The sequence below is a fragment of the Geodermatophilus marinus genome (assembly GCF_003428645.1).
Taxonomy (GTDB): domain Bacteria; phylum Actinomycetota; class Actinomycetes; order Mycobacteriales; family Geodermatophilaceae; genus Geodermatophilus.
On sequence record NZ_QVQH01000034.1, the window covers coordinates 1 to 20,235 of the forward strand.

Here is a 20,235-nt window from a genome sequence, read left to right on the forward strand (position 1 = left end):
CAACGGACGACTCGAGCACCTCCGAGGCTCCGCGCTCGGCTTCCGCAACCTCACCAACTACATCGCCAGGAGCCTGCTCGAAACCGGCGGCTTCCGACCCCGACTACACCCCCGATCGTGAAGAGCCCATTTGCTGCGTACGGATGGCGAGAGCGATGTTCAACCCCGGCTCGAATGCCGCGGGCTTTGCAGCTGGCAGGGAGCTAGTCAGAGAGTGAAGCACGATTCATCCTCAGTAGCTCATCGTCTAGGCGAACTGCATCGGCTGCGAATAGCACATCCAACGCCAAGGCGAACCACCAGAAGGGTACTGCGGATTGCATCTCGTTCTGCAGCCTCCAGTGACGCAGCGCCTCCCATGTGGCACTGACGGTCCGGGGCCGATCTAGCTGCAGGAGTACCTGTCCTGCGACTGTGATGAGGGCTTGGTCCGGCGGTGTTGACTTAGACGGCAGTAGCATCCGCGGTCACCGCCCCTGTCGGTGGAGACTCGAAGATGGTGCACGTCTCGAAGAAGTGCGTCGCAACCATGAGGGCAGCACTCCGACGTTCTTGCAAGTGGTCGGTGCCGTTGTCGACAAAGGCCTGCGATTCAAGCTCCCGGACCAATGCTTGAAAGACCAGATTCGAGTCATGCAGCTCGGCCTTCAAGCCGTCGTAAGCAATGCGAATATTCTCGGAGACTTGAAACTCTTCTCCCGGCGTTGACCGCTCGAAGTAGTAGCGAACGTGGCCGGTAAGGGCCTCGTAGTTCTTGAGTAGAGCCGTGGTCTCCTCGTTGAACCCATTGTGCTCTATCTTCCCGGGCGGCACCTCGGCCACTTCATCAAGGCCTGGAATCAGCCGTGTGCGAGCCAGCGCCCTAACACAGCTTGCAATGTACTGAATCCCTGCGGCCTGTTCGGACGGCGGCTCTCCAAACCTGTGCGATAGTGCCGCGCTGTCCAGATACTGAAGGCATTCAGTCCACAGGGTGTAGGGCGTCCACTGTTCAACCGATATTCCGCCGATTGCCTGCTCCGCCTTGCGAAGACTTGCGATCGTCTGTGCGGCCATGACGGGCAAACCTTGTGCGTCATTATGGACGAAAGCCCAGCGTTCCATCATTTCGCCCCAGTAGCGTTTCGCCTTCGCAAAGTCGTCCTTGATCTTCTTGGTCACGTACTTGTCGTTAGGACTTGATGCTCCATAGGCGGCGAGCATGAGTCCGTCAACGTATCCGTCGCACCCCTTGTCTCCACGTCCAGATGCGGCTACCTGCACAAAGGCGCCACCGTGGAGACTCGTCATGGCCTCGGTAATGAAGTCTTCCCATGCATTGCCTGTGGTGCGCATGCAAAATGCCATCAGATTGCTGCGGAACCAGTTTGTCTCGAGGCCTGTGAGCATCTGTCCCCCCATGCGTTGCCTTGATGCTATCCAGTCTGGTCTGTGTCACCGACTGAACGGGCCGTCTCGTCAGTTTGTTGCGTCGCGGAGCTGGTCAGCGGGCGGACCTGGTCCCTTCGGTAGCCAAGACGACGGCTTGCACCCTGTGTCGCCTCTGACCGCGATGTGTACGCCGGTGCCGGTGCTGGTCGCCCCGTGCGCCTTCTGCGCGAGACACGTCCCGCTCCGGCGCCTCCGCTGGCCCAGCTCGTCAGCCGCCGGGGGAACCGGCACGCGGAACAGGGGCAGATCCACGACGGCAGCGCCCTCGAGCGGGCCCTGTGCCGTCGTCGCGCTGAGCTGAGTCGAATCTCGCGGATCCCGGGGCGCGGGCATGTCGCACTCCTGGCTGCATCCCGCAACCCGCCTCCCGCGGGCTGACGCAGGTCGGGGGAAGGGTGGGCCGCAGGCCCATCGCGAAGCGACGCGCAGCGCCCTTCCGGCGACCAAGGCAGCCGGCATCCTGCTCGGGGTGGGGGACGCGGCCGCGACCACGGCCGCATGTGGCGGCAGGCACCCGACCCACCGTCACCAACGTCCTGGCCGGGTACACCTACCGGGCGTGCCCTCGAACACGTCCCGATCGGAGGTTCAGGGCCGGCCGGTGCGGCCGTGCACCGTCGGCGTACGGGCGGGGATCAGCGGCTCGACGAGTATCCACAGCGCGCCACTGATCAGCTGCGGCGGCGGGGAGGACGCCTGCGACAAGACGCACCGCACCCTGCGCCGACCTGGCGGAGGGCAGACTCCGACGACCTACAGCCGTAACATCTTCTTAGCGAGTCGCGTCCTCGACCTGCCGGAGGAGTTCGACCGCCTCACCCATGGCGTAGCGGGCCTCAAGGCGGTCCAGCACGCCCGACACGGTCCAGGCTTCCCCGACGCGGCCGCTGCGGGCGGCGATCGCCTCGACGGCGCGCAGGGCTCGTCGCGGGTCCAGGCCGACACTGTTCAGCGCGAACTCGTGGGCCGGCAGGGCCTCGAGGGCACCGGGCAGCTTGGCCGCGGGGAAGTGTTTGAGGTTGGTAGTGACGATCGCACCAGCGCACGCAATCACCGCCGCCGCGACGACGTGCTCGTCGTCGGGATCGGGCAGCCCGAAGGTGCCCTCCAGCGGCTCCCATCCCTCGACCTCGGCGTCGGCGAAGTGGGTGCGCATCTGCGTGAGTAGGTCTCTCGTCCGTTGTTCGGCCTCGACCTGTGATGCGCCCCGCTCCTGCAGCTTGAGGCTCTCGTGCTCTTCCAGCTCCTCGAGGATGGCCGAGCTCCACACCGGCCGGTACAAGCCCTCGATGGCCAACGAAAGCAGGAAGTCCCGCTGCAGGCTCGGCCACAGCACCGAGGTGTCGAGCAGCGCGGTGAACACCGGGTCATGATCTCAGCCGGCTGCGACGTGCCGACGAGGCGGTGGAGGCTCTCACTCGGTGGCGGCACCCCGTCGACGGCGAGCCACGGTCTTGCGGGCTGCGCGCAGGCGCTCCAGCACGACGTCGACGTCCTCCTCCTCGTCTTCGCCGACGCGCATCGCCTCCAGCGCCGCGTACTGCTCCTCACGGCGCCGATCACGATAGGCCAGCAGGTCGCGCAGGAGGATGCGACGGTGAGTACCGGTCCGCTCGAATGGGATCTTGTCGTCCTCCAGGAGCTTCACCACCGTGGGCCGGCTGAAGCCGAGGAGATCGGCGGCCTGCTGTGTGGTGAGGGTCTGGGTCTGGGGCACGACGGTGACCGCTAGGCCGCGCCGCATCGCCTCGATGACCTGGCGCAGGACGCGGTAAGCCTCGTGCGGGAGCTCGACCTGCTCGCCAGCGGTGGCCCCGGCGAGGAAGTAGCGGAGTTTGGGCGCCTCTCGGCCGGCCTTCTCGTGCGCGGCCAGGAAGTCGTGGACGCGGGCGACGTCCTCGCCCGCGTCGGGCAGGTAGGTCTCGCGGGTTAGCGGTGCGCTCATGACCGCCTCCTTTCATCGCAAGAAACGTAGCAGCTTTCGAAACTTTCGTCTACAGGTTAGGACTGTGCCAGCTGTCTACATCGGCACGGGCTCAATCGGCGTGTCACCGACTGCCGTCCAACCAAGGCCCAAGGCGGTGCGGAGGATGCCGGAATGACCAAGGCACCTCCGTCGCAGCCTCCGGCCGTAAGCGCGCCCGGTAAGACCGTGTCGGTGTCGCACAAGTGGGGCTTCGGCATGGCCGCGGTAAAGCGGCCGGTGCAGGCGCGCCGGGAGGCGGCTGCAGCCAGTCTGCTCGAGTTCGTCGCCGGCGACCTGGCACCCCGCGGCCGCATGGCCGAGCTGCAGGAGCAGCTGGCCGAGGTCAAGGGCCTGTTCTCCCGGGCCCACCTGCAGGATCAGTGGGACTGGTTCACCGTCTGGCGAGCGCTCGGGCGCCCCGGGCGCCGACGCGCCCAGGAATGCGCCCTGTCCCTCGGCGGGCTGCGCCGCGCCTTGGGTGCGGGAGAGCCGGAAGCCGCCCGACAAGCTGCCGACCGGTTCACGGCGGCCGGCGGCATCCACAGCCTGCGGGCCCTCCTCACCGACCCTCCCCCGCTCCCCCAGGCCCTCGGCTTCGTGTATGTGCTCTCCACTCGTGAGAGCCCTGGGCTGCTGAAGGTCGGCTACACCGAGCGCGACGTCGAGGAGCGGGTCGCCGAGATCAACGCCGCCACCGGCGTGGCCATCCCCTTCGGAGTCCGCGCGGTGTGGACCGTCCGGGATGCACGCCGGCTTGAGTCGGAGGTGCACGCGCTGCTGGCCGAGTGGCGCGTGCGCCCCGACCGAGAGTTCTTCGCAATGGACTACCGCGACGCGTTCCGGCTGATCAACGGCCACCTCCGGCGTAGCCGCGCCGAGGAATGAGTGGCTCTCCGAGATACCGCGCCTCCCTCGTGACGAAGGACTCGGCGGCACTCAGCTGGTCGGCAGCGTGCTCGACGGTGGAGTCGACACCGGGTCGTCCAACCGGCCCAGGTCGAGCAGGTATGTGTTACGGGTTCGCCGGACATCGAGGTCCCGCCCCTCGGTGATACGGCCCACGCTGAGCAGGCCGACCTCGGACAGCTCCTTGCTCGCTCGGCGCCAGGTGTCTGTGGACAGCCCATACTGGTTGTGCCGACCGCTTTCAAGGGACGCCGGCTTGGTCCGGCCGCCGGTGAGTTCGATCAGGACCAGGAACAGCGCCAACGCCGATCCCGACAAGACGACGATCCACTCCTGCCGCCACAAGCCGAGCGGCACGACGATCCACCTGCTCTCCCCCGCCTCGACGCGGGAGCGGTATGGGCCTCCGCCACCACGCGCGTCGAGCAAGGTCACCGACGAGGGATAACCGGGCCGGCGACCCAGCCTGATGAAGTCGTTCCTCTCCAACCAGTCCAACGCATCGGAGACGCGACGGGCACCACCCCGCTCGGGGTCGGCCAGTCCCAGGGCATGGGCCCACCAGCTGCTCGGGATCGGCTGGCCGATGTCGTAGGGGGCCGCGGTGGCCAGCAGAGACAGCGACAGATACAGCTTGAGCCGGATCTCGCCGCCGCGCCCGCCTCGGAGCAAGCGGACGAGGGGGGTCGCCTCCGGCTGGCTCTGCAGGCTCCGGACGAAGCCAATCGGCAGCTGTACTCCGGTCCGCCGCTGGGATCGTGCGACGGCCTGCCGGAGCCGTCGTCTGGGCTCGGCGCCCGGCGTCCCGGTCGTCTTGGCCAAAGTGGGCGCCTTCCTGGCGGGGCGACGGGTAGTACAGGGGGTCCCAGGGGATCCTGGGGGTCCTCGGTACTTCTTCTATATAGAGATCGCGCACGAGACCGGGGGTGACCCGCTGGGAACCCTAGCAGGCACCGCTACGAGCGCAGACCCAAACTGCCACGACCACAGGGATTTCCTGCCACCAACCCGACCCCAGGTTGATTGTCGGCAGCGCTCCGAGCCCCCACCCTCGAATACGCCAACACCAAGGGCCTCCGCCGTGGCACCGGCGGAGGCCCTTCGATCCCCCGGAAGGAGGTTGGTGCGAATGAAGCGCGGCTTCAAGCTGACCGTCCGCTGGAAGAGCGGGTCAGTCGAGATCACGCTCGAGCCCTGGTAGACCAGGCCGGCCTGACGGTCACCACCGCCAGGCCGGCCTCGCCACAGGACCCGCGTCTATTGAACGGATCGTCGGCGGGCACGGCAAGAAGACCGGCGAATCGCCCCGCGCCCGCCCGGAACTGGCGCGAACAAGTCGTAGCCCCATGGCGAGGCGAGTGCGCCCCAGCAGCGGACTTCGTCCTGTGGGGCACATCTGGGGCACATGCGCCTCCAGTCGGTCATGGTTGGCGCTGATTGGTTGAGATGTGTATCTGCAGGTGGGGAGGGCAAACTGGCCTTAGTGCGCTGCTCAGAAACCCCTGGTCGAAGGTACTGGGACTACACGCAGCTGCGCTTCCCCCGCCGCGAGGGGATGCGGATCGACTTCGTGCTCGGCTCCCCCGCCCTGCAGCAGCGCGTGACGAACGCGCTGGTCGACCGCGAGGAGCGCAAGGGCAAGGGCGCCAGCGACCACGCGCCCGTGGTGGTCGAGCTCACCGGCTGAGGCCCCTTCCCGCCCGGGGGCGGCGGGACGGCACCGGCCCGGTGGCGCGTTCTGCCTGGTGATGACCGGAACGCCCCTCCTCGCCGAGGCCCCCGCCCCCACCCGCCTGTGGACGCCGTCGCGCGTCCTCGTCACCCGCTCGGCCGCCGAGCGCCCGCACGGGCAGCGCGTGCTGGCCCGGCTCGAGGCCGTGGGGGTCTCCGACGTCGAGCTGCTGCGCGGCGACCGGCTGCCCTCCCTCCGCGGGGACGGCGACCGGGCGGCGTTCATGCGGGCCAAGGACACCCTGGCTCTCGTCGTCCCCCCGCCCTCCAAGCGCCGGCTGCAGCCGATCCCGCCGTCGGCCGACTTCCGGCTCGACCTCGCCGAGGGCTGCCCGGCCCACTGCCAGTACTGCTACCTCGCGGGCTCGCTCTCCGGCCCGCCGGTGACCCGGGTGTTCGCCGACCTCGACGAGGTCCTCGACGGGCTCGACGGGTACGTGGGGCGGGGCGGGGTCACCTCCGGCACCGCCACCCGCGGCGACGAGGGGACGACGTTCGAGGCGTCCTGCTACACCGACCCCCTCGCCCTCGAGCACCTGACCGGCGGCCTGGCGCGCATGGTCGAGCACTTCGGCAGGCACGACTGGCCCGGGCCGGTGCAGCTGCGGGCGACGACCAAGTTCGACGACGTCGCCGCCCTGCTCGGCCTCCCCCACGGCGGGCGCACGCGCCTGCGCTTCTCGGTCAACGCGGCGTCGGTGGCGCGGCGCTTCGAGGGGGCGACGTCGCCGGTACCCGGTCGCCTCGCGGCGCTGGGCGCGGTGGCCGCCGCCGGCTACCCGGTCGGCCTGACGATCGCGCCGATCATGCCGGTCGAGGGCTGGCGCGCGGACTACGGCGCCCTGCTCGACGCCGTCGCCGCCGCGCTGCCGGCCGGGACGGACCTCACGGTCGAGTGCATCACCCACCGCTTCACGCCGGGCAGCAAGGAGACGCTGCTGGACTGGTACCCGCGGACGAAGCTCGACATGGAGGAGTCCCGCCGCACGACCAAGCGCGGGCGGTACGGGTCGGTCAAGCACGTCTACCCGCGGGCGACCACGGCCGAGCTGCGCGGCTGGTTCGAGGACGCGCTGGCCGACCGGCTGCCTTCCGCCCGCCTCCTGTACTGGACCTGAAGGGCCGGGACGGGGCCAGGTGGCGGATCGACCGGGACGTAACGTGGCGCCCCGTGTGCGTCGGCGGCCGCGTCCCGGGGCCCGCCCTGAGCCTGCGAAGGGGTGGGGAGGACGTGGTCCTTCTGCTCGTGCCGCCGTCGGAGACCAAGGCCCCCGGCGGGGACGGCGCCCCGCTCGACCTCGCCGGCCTGTCGCACCCGGAGCTCACGCCGGTGCGCACGGACCTGGCCGGCGTCCTCGTCGGGCTGGCCGCCGACCCCCCGGCCGCGCGGGTCGCGCTCGGCCTCTCCCCGCGCCAGGACGACGAGGTGGCCCGCAACGGGGCGCTGTTCACCGGCCCGACGCTGCCGGTCCTGGAGCGCTACACCGGCGTCCTCTACGAGGCCCTGGACGTGCCCTCGCTCACCCGCGCGCAGCGGGCCCGGGCCGACCGGCGGCTGGCCGTCGGGTCCGCCCTGTTCGGGCTGGTGCGCGGCACCGACCAGATCCCGGCCTACCGGCTCTCGGCGGGCTCGGCGCTACCCGGCCGGCCGACGCTGCGGGCGGTGTGGCGGCCGGCGCTCGGCCCGGTCCTGGGCGGCCTGGACGAGCTCGTGGTCGACCTGCGCAGCGGCTCCTACGCCGCGCTGGCCCCGGTGCCGGGAGCGGTCACCGTCGACGTCGTCAGCGAGCGGCCCGACGGCAGCCGGGCGGTGGTGAGCCACGCGAACAAGGCGTACAAGGGCCGGGTCGCCCGGCTGCTGGCGACGACCACCGCCGAGCCGGGGGACGTCGTCCGGGTGCGGGCCCTGCTGCGCCGGGCAGGGTTGCACGTGGAACACGACGGGGGGAACGCGCTGACCCTCGTCGTCCCGGCGGCCTGACCCGCCGCCCTCCGGCACCCTCGGTCGGGACGACGCTCACGCGGCGTCGCCGGGGCAGTGACCTCCGTCAGGTCTCCTTGTCTTCCGGACCGTCTCCATGGCATAACTGACGCGACGCGCGGGACCCGAACCAGCCGGTCCGCGTCTCGAGGCCCCGGTCGATCCCGCCGGGCGAGAAGGGTTCACGTGCAGCACACCCCGCCGGGCGTCGGTGACGCGCGCCCCCTCGACGCCGTCCGCGCGGCCGAGACGCTCCGCGACGACATCGCGCGGACCCGTGCTGCCCGCCGCCTGCGGCTGCCCGAGGGCGGCGACGGCGGGCTGGACCGGCTCGTGGAGCTGGCGACCCGCCTGCTGGCCGCCGAGGCCGGGCAGATCTCGCTCCTCGACGACGTGCAGACCGTCGCCGGGGCCGCCGGCCTCCCGGTCGAGGACGCCTCGGAGGGGAGCCCGCTCGAGGACTCGCTGTGCACGGTCACCGCGGCCCACGGCCGGCCGCTCGCCGTCCCGGACGCCCGGGCCGACGACCGGGTCGCCGGCCTGCCCCCGGTGGCCTCCGGCGCCATCCGCGCCTACCTCGGCGTCCCGCTGGAGAACGGGGACGGGCACACCGTCGGCGTCCTGTGCGTGTTCAGCACCTCCCCGCGCCACTGGTCGGGCACCGACGTCGCCACGCTGCGCCAGCTGGCCGCCTCGGTGGTCACCGAGCTGGAGTACGCCGCGCTGGCCGCCGAGTACGAGCGGCAGCACGTGCGGTCCACCCTCGCCATGGACGCCGCGGGCGTGGGCACCTTCGACTGGGACCTGCGCACCGGCGAGCTGACCTGGGACGAGCCGCTCCTGGAGATCTTCGGTTACACCCCGGCCGACTTCGGCGGGACGATCGCCGCCTTCAACGCCCGCCTGCACCCCGACGACGCCGAGCGGGTCGGCGAGGCGCTGCAGAGCTCGATCGACGCCGTCGGCGACTTCGAGGCCCAGTACCGCGTGGTGCGCCCCGACGGCGCGGTGCGGTGGGTGCGGGCGCGGGGACGGGCGCTCGCCGGCGCCGGGGGGCGCGCGGCGCGGCTCATCGGCGCCGCCTTCGACACCACCGAGGAGCGCGACGTCGAGGCCCGGGTGGCCCGGGTGCTCGAGTCGATGCCCGCCGGGTTCTTCTCCCTGGACCGGGACTGGCGGTTCACCCACGTCAACGCCGAGGGCGAGCGGCTCCTGCAGCGCAGCCGCGAGGAGGTCCTCGGCCAGGACCTCTGGGAGGCGTTCCCGTCGGCCCTCGGCGGGCCGTTCGAGGAGCACTACCGGGGGGCCATGGAGTCCGGGGAGCCGGTCGCCTTCGATGCCTACTACCCCGCCCCCCTGGACGGCTGGTACGAGGTGCGGGCCTGGCCCAGCCCCGAGGGGTTGTCGGTGTACTTCCTGGAGGTCACCGAGCGCCGCCGGATCCGCGACCGGGCCGAGCGCTCCGCCCAGCGGCTGGCCCTCCTGGCCCAGGTCAGCGCGGAGCTGGCCGGCACCCTCGACGCGCGGACGGCGACCGGGCACCTGCCCCGGCTGGTGGTCCCCGCGCTGGCCGACTGGTGCATCGTCACCGTCGTCGACCCCGACGGCCGCCCCCGCGACGTCGGCCACTGGCACGCCGACCCGGCCGCCCGGCCGCTGGTGGAGCGGTACGCCGCGGTCCGGCTGGACGCGATGCCGGCGACCTCCCCCGTGGCCCGCGCCCTGGTCACCGGCGAGCCCGTGCACGCCGACGCCCACGAGGTCGCCGACCTGCTCGGGGAGAGCGAGGCGCGCTCCCTGCTGACCGCCCTGGCCCCCGGCTCGGCGATCGCGCTCCCCCTGCGCGGGCGGGGCCGGACCCTCGGCGTCCTCACGCTGTTCTTCCGCGCCGGCGAGACGGCGGCGACCGAGGACCTCGCCACCGCGCGGGACGTCGCCGACCGCGCGGGCCTGGCGCTGGACAACGCCCGGCTCTACGCCCAGCAGCGGCAGCTCGCCGAGGGGTTGCAGCGCAGCCTGCTGACCAAGCCGCCGGAGCCCGACCACGCGGAGATCGCCGTCCGCTACCTGCCGGCCGCCGAGGCCGCCCGGGTCGGCGGCGACTGGTACGACGCCTTCCTCCAGCCCTCGGGCGCGACGATGCTGGTCATCGGTGACGTGGTCGGGCACGACACCGAGGCCGCGGCCGCCATGGGCCAGCTGCGCGGGCTGCTGCGGGGCATCGCGACCTACAGCGACGCGCCGCCGGCCGAGGTGCTGCGCGGGCTGGACGCCTCCATGGCGGTGCTGCAGACCCGGGTGCTGGCCACCGCGGCGGTCGCCCGTTTCGAGCAGACCGACGAGGAGCGTCGGCGCGGCATCACGCGGATGCGCTGGGCCAACGCCGGGCACCTGCCGCCGCTGGTGGTCAACCCCGACGGCAGCGTCGCCGAGCTGGCCTCCTGGCGGGGCGACCTGCTGCTCGGGGTGGACGCCGACGTCCGCCGCTCGGAGTCCGTGGTGACGCTGGACCGCGGGTCCACCGTGCTGCTGTTCACCGACGGCCTGGTCGAGCGGCGGGACGCCGACCTCGACGCCGGCATGCTGCGGCTGCGCGACGCCCTCGCCGAGTTCGCCGGGCGGCCGCTGGGCGAGGTGCTGGACCGGGTGATCGAGCGGCTGGTCGACGGCCGCCCCGAGGACGACGTCGCCCTGGTCGCCGTCCGGCTGCACCCCCAGGACCGCCCCCGGCCGGTGGAGGCCGGTCCCCGCGACGTCCCGGACGTCGTCCCGGAGGACCCCGCCGGCGCGTAGTCGCCCGGGTCGCGGCCCTCGGACCCCGGTGATCATGGGCATCCGGCGCCTCGACACGCCGCCGCCGGCGTGTCCCCCGGCCTCATCCCCATGATCACCGCGGGTGGGGCCAGGGGGCGGGGCAGGGGTCGGATGTCGGGGGCCGCAGGTGTGGCAGCCTTCCCGGGTGACCTCCGCCGACGACCTCTGCCTCCGCCCGGCGACCGAGCTGGCCGCGCTGATCGCCGACCGCCGGCTCTCCTCCCGAGAGCTCACCGACGCCTGCCTGGACCGCATCGAGCGGCTGGACCCGCGGGTCAACGCCCTGGTGACGGTCGACGCCGAGGGGGCCCGCGCGGCCGCCGACGCCGCGGACGCCGCCCTGGCCGCGGGTGAGCAGACCGGCCCGCTGCACGGGCTGCCGGTGGCGCACAAGGACACCCACGCCACCGGCGGCATGCGCACCACCTGGGGCTCGCCGCTGCACGCCGGCACGGTCCCGGCCGAGGACGAGCTGGTCGTCGCCCGGCTGCGCGCGGCGGGCACCGTGCGGCTGGGCAAGACCAACGTGCCGGAGTTCGCGGCCGGCTCGCACACCTTCAACACGCTCTTCGGCGCGACGCACAACCCGTACCGGCACGGCCTGTCGGCGGGCGGCTCGAGCGGCGGGGCGGCGGCGGCGCTGGCGGCGGGGTTCGTGCCGGTCGCCGAGGGCAGCGACATGGGTGGCTCGCTGCGCAACCCGGCCGCCTTCTGCAACGTGGTCGGGCTGCGGCCCACGCCCGGCCGGGTGCCGACCTGGCCCGCCCTCGTCGGCTGGTCGCAGCTGTCGGTGCAGGGGCCGATGGGCCGGACGGTGGCCGACGTCGCGCTGGCGCTCTCCGTGCTCGCGGGACCCGACCGCCGGGTGCCGATCGCGCTGGACGACGACGGTGCCGGGTTCGCCGCCCCCCTGCCGGAGCGCCTGGACGGGTTGCGGGTGGCGTGGGCGCCGGACCTGGGTGGCCGGGTGGCGGTCGACCCCGCCGTCACCGACGTCCTGGCGGGCACCGTGCGGGTGGTCGAGGAGCTGGGCGCGACGGTGGCGGCCGACTGCCCCGACCTGACCGGCGCCGACGACGTCTTCGGCACGCTGCGGGCCTGGCTGTTCGACGCCTCGTACTCCGAGCTCATCCGGCAGCACCCGGACCAGGTGAAGGAGTCGATCCGCTGGAACGCGGCGATGGGCGCGCGGCTGACCGGCGCCGACCTCGCCCGCGCCGAGGCCGCGCACACCCGCCTGTACGAGCAGGTGGTCGCGTTCTTCGACCGCTACGACGTCCTGCTCGCACCGACCACCCAGGTGCTGCCGTTCCCGGTCGAGCAGGAGTACCCCACGGAGATCGCCGGGGTCCCGATGGACGACTACCTGGAGTGGATGCGCTCCTGCACGGTCATCTCGGCCACCGGCTGCCCGGCGCTGTCGGTGCCGGGCGGGTTCACCCCCGACGGGCTGCCGGTCGGGCTGCAGGTGATCGCCGCGCCGCGGGCGGACCGGCGGGTCCTGGAGGTCGGGCACGCCATCGAGCAGGCGACCCGCTTCGGCGACCGGCGTCCGCCCCTCTGAGGCTGTCTGCACCCGTCTTGCACTCCTGCTAGAGAGGCCGATACGGGCCTCGACGAGGGCTCACCGGCCGGCCAGCGCCTCCCGCACCTCCCGCAGCGAGGGGTTGAACAGGTAGCGGTCCCCGACCACGACGGTCGGCGAGAGCTCCCAGCCCTGCGGGTGGTGGGCGCGGACGGCCGCGGCGCCGTCCTCGTCGTCCCGGAAGCGCACGGAGCGGTGCGGGAGCCGCGCCAGCCGCATCCGCAGGCGCAGCTTCGTGGAGAACGGGCAGCCGGGGGTGTGGAAGACGACGGGGACGTCGGCCATGGCGGACCCTCCCTCGCGACCCCTGCACGGGGCCGTCCAGCGGTCAGGCTAGACCTCGGCGGGCACCTGTCCAGCGCTTTCCCGGCCCGCGGGTCACACCGGGCGGCGCAGGCCGCGCAGCGTCCGGACGGCGACCAGCAGCTCGGCGAGCTCCTGGCGCTCCCCGGCTGCGATGTCGACCAGCTGCGCCGCGGCCCGGCGCTGGGTGGCGTCCCAGCCGTCGGCCCAGCGGGCGAGCATCTCCTGTGCCGGCTCGTCGTCGTCGCGGCGGCCCTCGAGCACCTCGGCGGTGAGCTCGGCCTGCTCCCCGGCCAGGTCGTCGCGGAGGGCGGCCCGGGCCATGGAGTTCCAGCGGCGGTCACGCGGCAGGCCGAGGACGAGCTCGCGCAGCGGCACCAGCGTCAGCCGCTCGGCCAGGCACTGCTGCACCCGGCCGGCCAGCTCGATGGGCGCGCCGGTGCGCTCGGCCACCACCGCGAGGTAGAGCGCGGCCGGCAGCAGCGCCGCCGCCGCCGCATCGGCGGCCAGGTCCCCCGGCACGCCGGCCTGCTGGAGCCAGGCCGCGCGCTCGGCGTAGGCGGCCGCCTCCGCGCCCAGCAGCCAGCCCGGCAGCCCCCTGCGCACCGCCGCCACCGCGGGTGCGAAGCGGTCGGTGACCTCGCCGACCCCGGCCCGCCCGGTGGCCAGCGCCGGCAGCCGCAGCAGCCAGCGGGTCACCCGCTCGGCCACGCGGGTCGCCTCGGTGCGCAGCTCGACCTGCACGGCGGCGGCGACCCGGTTGTCCAGCGCGCGGGCGGCGTCCCACAGCCGGTCGGCCTCCACCACCGCGCGGGCGATCGCGTGCGTCCGGACCACCCGCTCCAGCGGCACGCCGGTCTCCTCGGCCAGCCGGAACAGGCCGGTGACGCCGGCGACGTTCACCGCCCGGTTGGTCAGGGCGGTGGCCACGATCTCCCGGCGCAGCGGGTGGTCGGTGACCGCGGCGGGGAACCGCTCGCGCACGGCCTCGGGGAAGTAGCCCACGAGCAGGTGGGCCAGCGCCGGGTCGTCGGGCAGGTCGCTGCCGAGGACGGCGTCGCCGGTCTCGAGCTTGGCGTAGGCCAGCAGCACCGACAGCTCCGGGCTGGTCAGCGCGTGGCCGTCCCGGCGCCGCTCGGCGAGCGCCCGGTCGTCGGGCAGCGCCTCCACGCTGCGGGTCAGCCGGCCGGAGCGCTCCAGCGCCCGGATGAACCGCTCGTGCGCGTCGAGCAGGCTGCGCGCGTGCGCCACCTCGCCGGCCAGCGTCGCGTTCTGCGCGTGGTTGTCGGTGAGGACGGCGGCCGCCACGTCGTCGGTCATGGAGGCCAGCAGCTCGACGCGGGCCTCGGCGTCCAGCTCCCCGGCCTCGACCTCCCGGTCCAGCGCGATCTTGATGTTGACCTCGTGGTCGGAGGTGTCCACCCCGGCGGAGTTGTCGATGGCGTCGGTGTTCACCCGCCCGCCGGCCAGCGCGTACTCGACCCGGCCGCGCTGGGTCAGGCCGAGGTTGCCGCCCTCCCCCACGACGCGGACCCGCAGGTCCCGGCCGTCGACCCGGACGGCGTCGTTGGCCTTGTCGCCCACGTCGCCGTGGCTCTCGGTCGCGGCCTTGACGTAGGTGCCGATGCCGCCGTTGAACAGCAGGTCCACCGGCGCGAGCAGCACCGCCCGGACCAGCTCCACCGGGGACACCGCGTCGACGTCCGCGGGCAGCCGCAGCGCCTCCCGCATCGGCTCGCTGACCGGGATCGCCTTCGCCGTGCGCGGCCACACCCCGCCGCCGGCGCTGATGAGCTCAGGATCGTAGTCAGCCCACGAGGACCGCGGCAGCCCGAACAGCCGGCGGCGCTCGGCGAAGGAGGCGGCCGCGTCGGGGTCGGGGTCGACGAAGACGTGGCGGTGGTCGAAGGCGGCCACCAGCCGGATGTGCTCCGACAGCAGCATGCCGTTGCCGAACACGTCGCCGGACATGTCGCCGATGCCGACGACCGTGACGTCCTGCGACTGCACGTCGATGCCGAGCTCGCGGAAATGGCGGGTGACCGACTCCCAGGCGCCGCGGGCGGTGATGCCCATGGCCTTGTGGTCGTAGCCGACCGAGCCCCCGGAGGCGAAGGCGTCCCCCAGCCAGAACCCGCGCTCCAGGGCCACCTCGTTGGCCAGGTCGGAGAAGGTCGCCGTCCCCTTGTCCGCGGCGACGACGAGGTAGCTGTCGTCCTCGTCGTGCCGGACCACCCGCTCCGGCGGCACGATGCGCCCGCCGACCCGGTTGTCGGTGAGCGCGAGCAGGGCCCCGATGAACAGCCGGTAGCACGCCTGCCCCTCGGCGAGCTGGGCGTCCCGGGAGTGGTCGGCCGGGGGACGGCGGACGACGAAGCCGCCCTTGGCCCCGGTCGGCACGATCACGGTGTTCTTGACCATCTGGGCCTTGACCAGGCCGAGGACCTCGGTGCGCAGGTCCTCGTGCCGGTCGGACCAGCGCAGCCCGCCGCGGGCGACGGCGCCGAAGCGCAGGTGCACGCCGGTGACCCGCGGCGAGCTGACCCAGACCTCGCGGGCCGGCCGCGGCTCGGGCAGGTCCGGCACGGTCGCCGGGTGCAGCTTGAGGGCGAGGGGACCGCCTGCGTAGTAGGTGGTCCGCACGGTCGCGGTGACCGCGGCCAGCAGGGCCGTGAGCACCCGGTCGGCGTCCAGCGACTCCACGGCGCCGATCGACTCCCGCAGCGAGGCCACCAGCTCTTCGGTGCGGGCGGCCCGGCCGGCGTCGCGGCCGGGCCGGAACCGCGTCTCGAACAGCGCGACCAGCCGGGCCACCACGTCCGGGTGGGCGGCCAGGGTGGTCTCGACGTAGCCCTGCCCGAAGGGCAGCCCCGCCTGGCGCAGCCACTGCACGTAGGCACGCACGACGGAGACCTGGCGCCAGGTGAGCCCGGCCAGCAGCACCAGCGCACCGAGCCCGTCGTCCTCGGCGTCCCCGCGCCAGACCGCGGACAGCGCGTCGGTGAACCGCTCGGGCAGCGAGCCCGGGAACGGCAGCTCCGCGGCGGGGGCGGTCAGCCCGAAGTCGTAGACCCAGGCCAGCGGGGCGCCGATCCGGTCGATCTCGTACGGACGCTCGTCGATGACGTCGACGCCCATGTGCTGCAGCATCGGCAGCACCTCGGAGAGCAGCAGGCGCTCCCCCACCCGGTAGACCACCAGCCGCGGCTCGGAGTCCGCCGCGCCGGCCGGGCGGCGCAGTGCCAGGCCGACCTCGCCCGGGGCCAGCGCGTCGAGCCGCTCGAGGTCCTCGACGGCGGTGGTGGCCGGGAAGTCGCCCTGGTAGGAGGCGGGGAAGGCGTCGGCGACGCGGGCCAGGCGGCGCTCGGCGTCCGCGCCGTAGCGGGCAGCCAGCGCGGCGGCGAGGTCGTCGGTCCAGCTGCGGGCGACCGCGGCGAGCTCGGCCTGCAGCGCCGCCCCGTCGACGTCGGGCAGCGCGGTGCGCCGGCGCCGGGTCACCGGCGGGCGGACGACGAAGTGCAGCCGGGCCAGCACCGACTCGGTGATCCGGGCGGTGTACTCGATGCTCGTACCGCCCAGCCGCTCGAGCAGCAGCTGCTGCATCCCGAGGCGGACCTCGGTCGTGTAGCGGTCCCGCGGCAGGTACACCAGCGCCGACCAGAACCGCCCGCCGGGGTCGCGCCGCAGGAACAGCCGCGTCTGCCGGCGCTCCTGCAGGTGCAGCACCGACAGCGCGACCGGCAGCAGCTCGTCGGTGCCGACCTGGAACAGCTCGTCGCGCGGGTAGGTCTCCAGGACGTCGAAGAGCTCCTTGCCGGTGTGGCTGTCGGCCGGCACGCCCGACCGCTCGACCACCTCGGCCACCCGGCGGCGCACCACCGGCACGTCGCGGACCCCGTGGGCGTAGGCCGCCGTCGGGAACAGCCCGGCCAGCCGGTGCTGCCGGGCCGGGCCGCCGTCGGCAGCCGGGAGGGTGACCGTCACCAGGTCCAGCCAGGCCCGCCGGTGCACCGTCGAGCGGACGTCGGCCTTGGTCACCGCGAGCAGCGCCGGGTCCGGCCGGCCGCGGGCCTCGGGCGGTGTCCTCCCCTCGCCGCTGAAGTCGGTGTCGGAGCGGAGCACCCCGAGCCCGCTGCCGGGCACGGCGCGGGCCGTCGTCCGGCCCCGGCTGGTGACCAGCTCGGTGTCCCGGGCGCCGAGGAAGACGAAGTTGCCGTCGGTCAGCCAGCGCAGCAGCGCCGCGGCCTCGGCGGGGTCGGCGGCCGGGTCGGCGGCGGGGTCCGCGCCGGCCTCGCGGTCGGCGGCGGGGTCCAGCTGGCCGGCCAGCTCCAGGGCCCGGGCCCGCATGCGGCCGGCGTCCTCGTCGACCGCGCGCACGTCGGCCAGCACCGTGCGCAGCCCGGCGACCAGGTCGTCGGCCGCCTCGTCGTCCAGCGGGCCGTCGAGGACGAGGGCCATCCAGGACTCGGCCAGCGCACCCGGGCCGCAGCCGGCCGGGTCGGCGCTGTCGCAGAAGGCGAGGATCCGGCCGGACACGTCCCGGCGGACCACCACGACGGGGTGCACGACGTGCTGCAGCCCGAAGCCCTGGCGGACCACCTCGGCGGTGACCGAGTCGACGAGGAACGGCATGTCGTCGGTCACCGAGAGCACCAGCGCCCGGGCACGGGTCCCCTCGCGGGCGGCCAGCGTGCGGACCGCGACCGTGGCCGAGCCCTGCGGCCGGACCCCGGCCAGCGTCAGGTGCTCCAGGGCCAGCGCGGCCAGGTCGGCCGGGTCCTGGTCGACCACCTCGGCGGCCGGCTCGCTCCAGTAGTACCGCTGCAGCAGGGCCGGGAGGTCGGCGGGGGCGCACCCCGCGGGCAGCCCGCCCGCCCGGTCCACGGCGGCCTCGGCCGCCTCCTGCAGCAGCCGGTGCTTCTCGGCGCGGGCCGCCTCGAAGGCGGCGATGTCGGTGTCGGGCGGCGCGGGGGTACCGCCGTCGGCGGAGGCCGGACCCGGGGTCGCCGGGGCCGTGCCGGTGGTGCTGGCCATGGGACGACGCTAGTGGAAGACCCGGCCTCCTCACCGGAGAAGGACCTCGTCCCTCTCGTCCCTCGCCCGCTCGGGACGAGCCCCCGGACGCGGCCGGCGGCGAGCCTCGGGACGGTTCCCCCGGCGGCGGTGCTCAGACCTTCTCGACGAGCTGGTCGGCGAACCAGCCGCCGATGGCCAGCAGCAGCCCGCCGACGACCGCCGAGCCGAACCCGTCGACCTGGAGCCGGTCGGTGATCGCCGCGGTGAGGCCGAGCAGCGCCGCGTTCACCACGAGCAGGAACAACCCCAGGGTGAGGACGACGAACGGCAGCGACAGCAGCCGCAGCACCGGCCCCACGATGGCGTTGACGACGGCGAAGATCAGCGCGATCCACAGCCAGGTGCCGAACTCACCCAGCGGTCCGTCGGGGTTGGGCAGCACCTCGATGCCGTCGAGCAGGTAGGCGACCAGCCAGAAGACGCCGGCCGTGATCAGGACCTTGAGGACGAAGCGCAGCACGGGACCCACGCTAGCGGCGGTTGATCACCGGCCGAGCCGTGTCGGATGATCTAGCGCTCTCTAGCGGTGTTGCTAGACGACCCCAGACGCTCCTCGCGACGGCTCGGCCGACGGGACGGGCGTCTGCGTGTAGAGCCCGAGCCGCCACCGGTCCCCCGTGCGGACGTAGCTGCTGCTCATCGCGCCGACGAACTCCGCCTCCCCCGCCCCGCGGGAGGCCCGGCCGGTGTAGACCAGGGCGGCAGCGCCGGGCCCGAGCGCCACCAGCCGGGGATCCTCGATCGCGTAGGACCGCCAGGTCGGCGAGCCGCGCAGGGCCGCCACGACGGTGGGCCGGTCCATCACCGACCCGTCGGCCAGCACGAACAGCGCGTCCTCGGTCATCAGCTCGCCGTAGACGTCGGCCGCCGTGCCGTCGCAGAGGGACTCCCACCCGCGGCGTTCCAGCTCGAGCAGGAGGTCGAGGAGATCGGTCACCGGCCGAGCGTCGTCAGCGACCCGCCGCCGGTCAACCGGGTCCCGCCGCCGGCCGACCGCGCCGTCCGCCCGGGACCAGGCACACCCACCGCCCGGGGTCAGGTCAGCGGGAAGGCGCCGGCGACCAGGTAGAGGCCGACGAGGAAGGCGGCCCAGGACAGCACCTCGCCCGACGTGCGCGACAGCCAGGCCTCGAGCCGGGCCAGCACGGGGGTGAGCCGGTCGGCCAGCGCCGTCCGCACGGCCAGCAGCACCAGCGCGGGCAGCACCATGACCAGGCAGTACCCGACCAGGACGGCGACGGTGGGGCCGACCCCTGGGTCGGCCGCGGCCAGCAGGGCGACAGCGGCCAGGTAGGGGACCATCGAGGCCGCCTCGAGCCCCACCGCACCGACCGCGAGGGTGACCACCGCGCCGGGCGGGCCGTCCCCCCGCGCCCGCTCCCGCCACCGGCCGAGCCGGCCGGGGCCCCGGGACGCCCGCGCCGCGCGCTTGCGCTCCTTGCCCTCCCGGGTCCACGGCTCGACCGTCAGCCCGAGGACGACCAGCACCACCCCGGCGGCCAGCTGCACGACCCGGCCGGCGGTGCTGTCGAGCGCGCCGGACAGCGGGTCGAGCAGCTGCGCCCCGACCAGCGTCAGCACCGCGCCCAGCGCCAGGTAGGAGCCGGCCACCGCCCCGAGGAACAGCAGGACCCGCCCCACCCGCACGCGCCCGGGCGCCAGCATCAACCACAGCGGCAGCACCAGCGTGCCGACGCTGGTGCTGTCGACGAGCGCGAGTGCGGCCAGCGAGAGCAGCAGCTCGGGTCCCACGGCACCCCCTGACGGTTACAGCACGACTGTGCTGCAACCAGCAAAGTAGCACAACTGTGCTAGAACGGAGCTGTGCCGAGGGTGGTCGACGCCGAACAGCGACGCCGGGAGCTCGCCGAGGCCGTGTGGCGGGTCATCCGCCGGGACGGCGTCCCCGGCGCTTCCGTGCGCGCCGTCGCCCGGGAGGCCGGGACGTCGATGGGAGCGCTCCGACACTGGTTCGCCACCCAGGACGAGCTGCTCCGATTCGCGATGACGCTGGTCCTGGAGCGCGCCAGCGCCCGGATCGAGGCGGTGGTCGCCGAAGGGGGCCCGCTGGAGGGCCGGGTCGTGCGGCTGCTCGAGGAGACGCTGCCGCTGGACGACGAGCGGCGGGCCGAGGCGGAGGTCTGGCTGGCCCTGACCGCGCGCGCCCTGGTCGACCCCGACCTCGCCGAACTGCGGGACCGGTCGGCGGACGGGCTGCACCTGCTGTGCGGGGCGGTCCTCCGCGCGCTGGCCGAGGACGGTCGGTTGCGCACCGGGCTGGACCCCGCGCTGGAGACCGAGCGGCTGTACGCCCTCCTCGACGGGCTGGCGGTGCACGCCCTCACCCGGCCGTCGGCCCTGCCGCCCGACCGGGTGCGCTGGGTGCTGGCCGCGCACCTGGACGACCTGCACCCCCCGGTCTGAGAAGTTCTACGACAGTCT

The 20,235-nt window shown here is 73.7% G+C and carries 17 protein-coding genes; 7 read left to right on the forward strand and 10 right to left on the reverse strand.

What is annotated here, in order from left to right:
• Positions 1-203: 203 nt before the first annotated feature.
• The 4 genes from D0Z06_RS27230 to D0Z06_RS22785 form a co-directional block, all read right to left on the reverse strand.
• Positions 204-461: an ABC-three component system middle component 6 gene (locus D0Z06_RS27230; RefSeq protein ID WP_117379835.1), complete on the reverse strand. Its 258-nt coding sequence runs from the start codon at positions 459-461 to the stop codon at positions 204-206.
• On the reverse strand, positions 445-1,161 hold the full coding sequence (locus D0Z06_RS22775; RefSeq protein ID WP_233517904.1) for an ABC-three component system protein: 717 nt from the start codon (positions 1,159-1,161) through the stop codon (positions 445-447). Before D0Z06_RS22775 ends, D0Z06_RS27230 begins: the two co-directional genes overlap by 17 nt.
• A gap of 1,042 nt (positions 1,162-2,203) precedes the next feature.
• Positions 2,204-2,794, reverse strand: coding sequence for a PIN domain-containing protein (locus D0Z06_RS22780; protein ID WP_117379837.1), 591 nt, complete (start codon positions 2,792-2,794; stop codon positions 2,204-2,206).
• Between the two features lie 51 nt (positions 2,795-2,845).
• The gene (locus D0Z06_RS22785) at positions 2,846-3,376 is read right to left on the reverse strand and encodes an excisionase family DNA-binding protein (RefSeq protein WP_117379838.1); all 531 of its coding nucleotides are present in this window, start codon (positions 3,374-3,376) and stop codon (positions 2,846-2,848) included.
• Positions 3,377-3,529: 153 nt separating this feature from the next.
• Between D0Z06_RS22785 and D0Z06_RS22790 the strand changes: the two genes are divergently transcribed.
• A complete protein-coding gene (locus tag D0Z06_RS22790; RefSeq protein WP_117379839.1) occupies positions 3,530-4,282 on the forward strand; it encodes a GIY-YIG nuclease family protein in 753 nt (250 codons plus the stop codon).
• A 51-nt stretch (positions 4,283-4,333) separates the two neighbouring features.
• On the opposite strand, the gene D0Z06_RS22795 is transcribed toward D0Z06_RS22790, so the two are convergent.
• A complete protein-coding gene (locus tag D0Z06_RS22795) occupies positions 4,334-5,125 on the reverse strand; it encodes a hypothetical protein (protein ID WP_117379840.1) in 792 nt (263 codons plus the stop codon).
• A gap of 661 nt (positions 5,126-5,786) precedes the next feature.
• On the opposite strand from D0Z06_RS22795, the gene D0Z06_RS22800 reads away from it, so the two are divergent.
• The 5 genes from D0Z06_RS22800 to D0Z06_RS22820 all read left to right on the forward strand — a co-directional run bounded on the left by D0Z06_RS22800 (position 5,787) and on the right by D0Z06_RS22820 (position 12,393).
• Entirely contained in the window at positions 5,787-5,990 is a 204-nt protein-coding gene (locus D0Z06_RS22800) for a hypothetical protein (RefSeq protein WP_233517905.1), read from the forward strand.
• Positions 5,991-6,051: 61 nt separating this feature from the next.
• Entirely contained in the window at positions 6,052-7,152 is a 1,101-nt protein-coding gene (locus D0Z06_RS22805) for an SPL family radical SAM protein (protein ID WP_117379841.1), read from the forward strand.
• 113 nt (positions 7,153-7,265) lie between these two features.
• On the forward strand, positions 7,266-8,015 hold the full coding sequence (gene yaaA, locus D0Z06_RS22810) for a peroxide stress protein YaaA (RefSeq protein WP_233517906.1): 750 nt from the start codon (positions 7,266-7,268) through the stop codon (positions 8,013-8,015).
• A 186-nt stretch (positions 8,016-8,201) separates the two neighbouring features.
• On the forward strand, positions 8,202-10,808 hold the full coding sequence (locus D0Z06_RS22815) for a SpoIIE family protein phosphatase (protein WP_117379843.1): 2,607 nt from the start codon (positions 8,202-8,204) through the stop codon (positions 10,806-10,808).
• Between the two features lie 166 nt (positions 10,809-10,974).
• Entirely contained in the window at positions 10,975-12,393 is a 1,419-nt protein-coding gene (locus D0Z06_RS22820; protein WP_117379844.1) for an amidase, read from the forward strand.
• Between the two features lie 60 nt (positions 12,394-12,453).
• On the opposite strand, the gene D0Z06_RS22825 is transcribed toward D0Z06_RS22820, so the two are convergent.
• The 5 genes from D0Z06_RS22825 to D0Z06_RS22845 all read right to left on the reverse strand — a co-directional run bounded on the left by D0Z06_RS22825 (position 12,454) and on the right by D0Z06_RS22845 (position 19,545).
• Entirely contained in the window at positions 12,454-12,699 is a 246-nt protein-coding gene (locus tag D0Z06_RS22825; RefSeq protein WP_117379845.1) for a glutaredoxin domain-containing protein, read from the reverse strand.
• 93 nt (positions 12,700-12,792) lie between these two features.
• Positions 12,793-17,751, reverse strand: coding sequence for an NAD-glutamate dehydrogenase (locus D0Z06_RS22830; protein WP_117379846.1), 4,959 nt, complete (start codon positions 17,749-17,751; stop codon positions 12,793-12,795).
• Positions 17,752-17,884: 133 nt separating this feature from the next.
• Entirely contained in the window at positions 17,885-18,253 is a 369-nt protein-coding gene (locus tag D0Z06_RS22835; RefSeq protein ID WP_117379866.1) for a phage holin family protein, read from the reverse strand.
• Positions 18,254-18,325: 72 nt separating this feature from the next.
• Positions 18,326-18,730 carry a nuclear transport factor 2 family protein gene (locus D0Z06_RS22840; protein ID WP_117379847.1) on the reverse strand — a complete coding sequence of 135 codons (405 nt, stop codon included), beginning with the start codon at positions 18,728-18,730 and terminating at the stop codon, positions 18,326-18,328.
• A 98-nt stretch (positions 18,731-18,828) separates the two neighbouring features.
• A complete protein-coding gene (locus tag D0Z06_RS22845; RefSeq protein ID WP_117379848.1) occupies positions 18,829-19,545 on the reverse strand; it encodes a GAP family protein in 717 nt (238 codons plus the stop codon).
• A 72-nt stretch (positions 19,546-19,617) separates the two neighbouring features.
• Between D0Z06_RS22845 and D0Z06_RS22850 the strand changes: the two genes are divergently transcribed.
• Positions 19,618-20,217, forward strand: a complete 600-nt coding sequence (locus D0Z06_RS22850) for a TetR/AcrR family transcriptional regulator (RefSeq protein ID WP_117379849.1) — start codon at positions 19,618-19,620, stop codon at positions 20,215-20,217.
• The last annotated feature ends 18 nt before the right edge of the window (positions 20,218-20,235 follow it).